Origin of the sequence: Streptomyces sp. NPDC050164 (assembly GCF_044459945.1) — a bacterium.
Lineage (GTDB): Bacteria > Actinomycetota > Actinomycetes > Streptomycetales > Streptomycetaceae > Streptomyces > Streptomyces coeruleorubidus_A.
In genome coordinates this window covers 1-3,733 of record NZ_JBITJK010000089.1, presented here as the reverse complement: position 1 = coordinate 3,733, position 3,733 = coordinate 1, and the positions used below count along the sequence as shown (strand labels likewise).

The window sequence follows — 3,733 nt, the reverse complement described above, 5'->3', positions numbered from 1 at the left end:
AGCGCCGGTGAGCGGGGTCTGGTGCGTGCAGCCGCAAGGCGGAGGAGGGCGGCGATGCGATGGGGGCACCGCCCGCGCGAGCGAAGCCGAGCGTGGGGGAATCGGCAGCCGACGACAACGCCGCAGATGCGCGTGCCAGACCCCGCGTCTGCGACCTGATCCAAACGACAGGCCTTAGGCGGACTCGACCCTCTTCTTCAAGCCCGCCAGCGCCCGGTCGATGATGACCTTCTCCGCCTTGCGCTTGATCATGCCGAGCATGGGGATCTTGACGTCGACGGTGAGCGCGTAGGTGACCTCCGTACCCCCTGCCCCCGCCGGCTTCAAAAGGTAGGTGCCGTCCAGGGAGCGGAGCATCTGGGACTTCACGAGGGTCCAGGACACCTCGTTCTCGCCGGTCCACGTGTACGCGAGGACCTGGTCGTCCTTGATCGCACCCGCGTCCATGACGAGCCGGACCTGCTCGGCGCGGCCCTGCTCGTCGGTCTTGAGTACCTCGGCCTCCTTCACCTCGCCGGTCCAGTCCGGGTAGCGGGCGAAATCGGAGATGACCGCCATGACGTCGGCCGGGGCCGCCTCGATGGTGATGCTCGAGCTGGTGTGTTCCGCCATCGCCGTGGCTCCTCCAGATGCGGGCCGGTATGAGGTCGTCGTGCGCAAGCGTGTGCAGCGTGAAGGCTACCGCGCGCGGGCCCCGCCGATCTCACCCGACCTGGGACGTCCTCACCATTCCAGCGCCCACGGCGTCCCGGTCCCCGCGAAGTGCCCCACGTTCACACACTCGGTTGCCCCGATCCGCATCCGCCGCACCAGCGGCTGGTGCACGTGTCCGAAGAGGGAGTAGCGGGGGCGAGTGCGGCGGATGGCGTCCAGCAGGGCCAGGCTGCCGCGCTCGAAGCGGCGCGCGACGGTGTCGTAGAGCAGTTCGGGAACCTCGGGAGGGATGTGCGTGCACAGCACGTCGACCTCGCCGACGGCCTCTATCTTGGCCGCGTACTCCTCGTCGCTGATCTCGTACGGTGTCCGCATCGGCGTGCGCAGGCCGCCGCCGACGAAGCCGAAGACCCAGCCGCCTATCTCGACGCGCTCGCCGTCCAGGACGGTCGTGCCGGGGCCCGCGTACTCCTGCCACAGGGGCGGCATGTCGACATTGCCGTAGGTGGCGTACGTCGGGGTGGGGAACGCGGCGAACATCTCGGCGTACTGCTTGCGCACCGCCTTCTCGATCACCGAGGCCCGGTCCGCGCCGACGCCGGCCCACAGCCGGGCCCCCAGCTCCCGCGCCTCCTGAAAGCGGCGGGCGGTGCGCAGCGCGACGATGCGGTCGGCGTTCTCGACGCCGAACAGATCGGGGAAGATGCCGCGCGAGTGGTCGGCGTAGTCGAGGAAGAGGACGAGGTCGCCCAGGCAGATCAGGGCGTCGGCGCCCTCGCCGGCCCTGGCCAGGTCACGGGCGTTGCCGTGCACGTCGCTGACCACATGCACGCGCGTCCTGCGGTTTCCGGCTCGTGTGGGTGCCATGGCGATCAAGGGTAGGTCGAGCGCTGCAGTTGTGAACAGTGGCGGCCCTACCTGCGGTTACTGGCCAGTCAGTTAGTGCGTGGACTACTGTGCGCGCAGGAATACCCAACCTGTGTGACGCAGCGAACATCTCGACGGGACCCCCTGTCGTAGAGGCCATACCGGCGGGTAACGTCCGGGCAGTCCAGTCGTGCTCTGCATTTCAACAAGTGAATGCCCGAGCACCTGCCCGAGCCTTGGACCGGACCGTCGCATCACACAACGTCGTGGCGCCGGCGCCCTATGAGGAGCAGCAGTCTTGCGCGAGTTCAGCCTTCCGGCTTTGTACGAGGTCCCTGCGGACGGCAATCTGACCGACATCGTCCGCAGAAACGCCGCGCAGCACCCGGACGTCGCCGTCATCGCCCGCAAGGTCGGCGGCAGCTGGCAGGACGTCACGGCCACCACCTTCCTCGCCGAGGTGCGCACGGCCGCGAAGGGGCTGATCGCCGCCGGGGTCCAGCCGGGCGACCGGGTGGGCCTGATGTCCCGCACCCGTTACGAGTGGACGCTGCTGGACTTCGCGATCTGGAGCGCGGGCGCGGTGACCGTGCCGGTGTACGAGACCAGTTCGCCGGAGCAGGTGCAGTGGATCCTCGGCGACTCGGGCGCGACCGCGTGCATCGTGGAGTCGGACGGTCACACGGCCGCCGTCGAGTCGGTGCGCGAGCGGCTGCCGGCGCTCAAGCACGTGTGGCAGATCGAGGGCGGCGGCATCGACGAGCTGGGCCGGCTCGGGCAGGACGTCACGGACCAGACGGTCGAGGAGCGCAGCTCGATCGCCAAGGCAGACGACCCGGCGACCATCGTCTACACCTCGGGCACGACCGGCCGCCCCAAGGGCTGTGTGCTCACCCACCGCAGCTTCTTCGCCGAGTGCGGCAACATCGTCGAGCGGCTGCGTCCGCTGTTCCGCACGGGCGAGTGCTCGGTGCTGCTCTTCCTGCCGCTCGCGCACGTCTTCGGGCGGCTCGTGCAGATCGCGCCGATGATGGCGCCGATCAAGCTCGGCTGCGTCCCGGACATCAAGAACCTCACCGACGAGCTGGCCGCGTTCCGCCCGACGCTGATCCTCGGGGTGCCGCGCGTCTTCGAGAAGGTCTACAACTCGGCGCGCGCCAAGGCGCAGGCCGACGGCAAGGGCAAGATCTTCGACAAGGCCGCCGACACCGCGATCGCCTACAGCAAGGCTCTGGGCACCCCGTCGGGTCCCTCCCTCGGCCTGAAGATCAAGCACAAGACCTTCGACAAGCTCGTCTACAGCAAGCTCCGCGCGGTCCTCGGCGGCCGGGGCGAGTACGCCATCTCCGGCGGCGCCCCGCTCGGCGAGCGCCTCGGCCACTTCTTCCGCGGCATCGGCTTCACGGTCCTGGAGGGCTACGGCCTGACCGAGTCCTGCGCGGCCACCGCGTTCAACCCCTGGGACCGGCAGAAGATCGGCACGGTCGGCCAGCCGCTGCCCGGCTCGGTGGTCCGCATCGCCGACGACGGCGAGGTGCTGCTGCACGGCGAGCACCTGTTCAAGGAGTACTGGAACAACCCCGGCGCGACCGCGGAGGCGCTGGCCGACGGCTGGTTCCACACCGGTGACATCGGCACCCTCGACGAGGACGGCTACCTCCGGATCACCGGCCGCAAGAAGGAGATCATCGTCACCGCGGGCGGCAAGAACGTCGCCCCGGCAGTGATCGAGGACCGCATCCGGGCGCACGCGCTGGTCGCGGAGTGCATGGTGGTGGGCGACGGGCGGCCGTTCGTGGGCGCGCTGATCACCATCGACGAGGAGTTCCTGGGCCGTTGGTGCGCGGACCACGGCAAGCCTGCGGGTTCCACCGCGGCGTCGCTGTGCGAGGACCCGGACCTGCTGGCCGCGATCCAGGCCGCGGTCGACGACGGCAACGCCGCGGTGTCGAAGGCGGAATCGGTGCGGAAGTTCCGCATTCTGTCCTCCCAGTTCACGGAGGAGTCGGGCCACCTGACCCCCTCACTGAAACTGAAGCGGAACGTGGTGGCGAAGGACTACGCGCACGAGGTCGAGGCGATCTACGCGAAGTGACCGGCCGGAGGCCCGGACACCACTAGTGACCTGAGTCGGAGATTCGTCGGCAGTAGGCGGCTACTTTGTCGAGGATCTCGTCGGCGGTCTTGGTCCAGATGAACGGCCTGGGGTGTT

The 3,733-nt window shown here is 69.0% G+C and carries 3 protein-coding genes; 1 reads left to right on the top strand and 2 read right to left on the bottom strand.

The window, feature by feature from the left end; translation table 11 throughout:
• Positions 1 to 174: 174 nt before the first annotated feature.
• Complete coding sequence (locus tag ACIBNA_RS44905) at positions 175 to 612, bottom strand: SRPBCC family protein (RefSeq protein ID WP_086564878.1); 438 nt, start codon at positions 610 to 612, stop codon at positions 175 to 177.
• A 111-nt stretch (positions 613 to 723) separates the two neighbouring features.
• Positions 724 to 1,521 (bottom strand): metallophosphoesterase, encoded by a 798-nt coding sequence (locus tag ACIBNA_RS44900; protein WP_399171268.1) that lies wholly within the window; start codon positions 1,519 to 1,521, stop codon positions 724 to 726.
• Positions 1,522 to 1,819: 298 nt separating this feature from the next.
• Here ACIBNA_RS44900 and ACIBNA_RS44895 point away from each other — a divergent pair, with 298 nt between their 5' ends.
• On the top strand, positions 1,820 to 3,616 hold the full coding sequence (locus ACIBNA_RS44895; RefSeq protein WP_399171265.1) for an AMP-dependent synthetase/ligase: 1,797 nt from the start codon (positions 1,820 to 1,822) through the stop codon (positions 3,614 to 3,616).
• Positions 3,617 to 3,733 lie beyond the last annotated feature (117 nt).

What these genes read in the sequence shown, in the direction of transcription:
- ACIBNA_RS44905 (WP_086564878.1), bottom strand. Translation starts at nt 612, where the DNA reads ATGGCGGAACACACCAGCTCGAGCATCACCATCGAGGCGGCCCCGGCC.
- ACIBNA_RS44900 (WP_399171268.1), bottom strand. Translation starts at nt 1,521, where the DNA reads ATGGCACCCACACGAGCCGGAAACCGCAGGACGCGCGTGCATGTGGTC.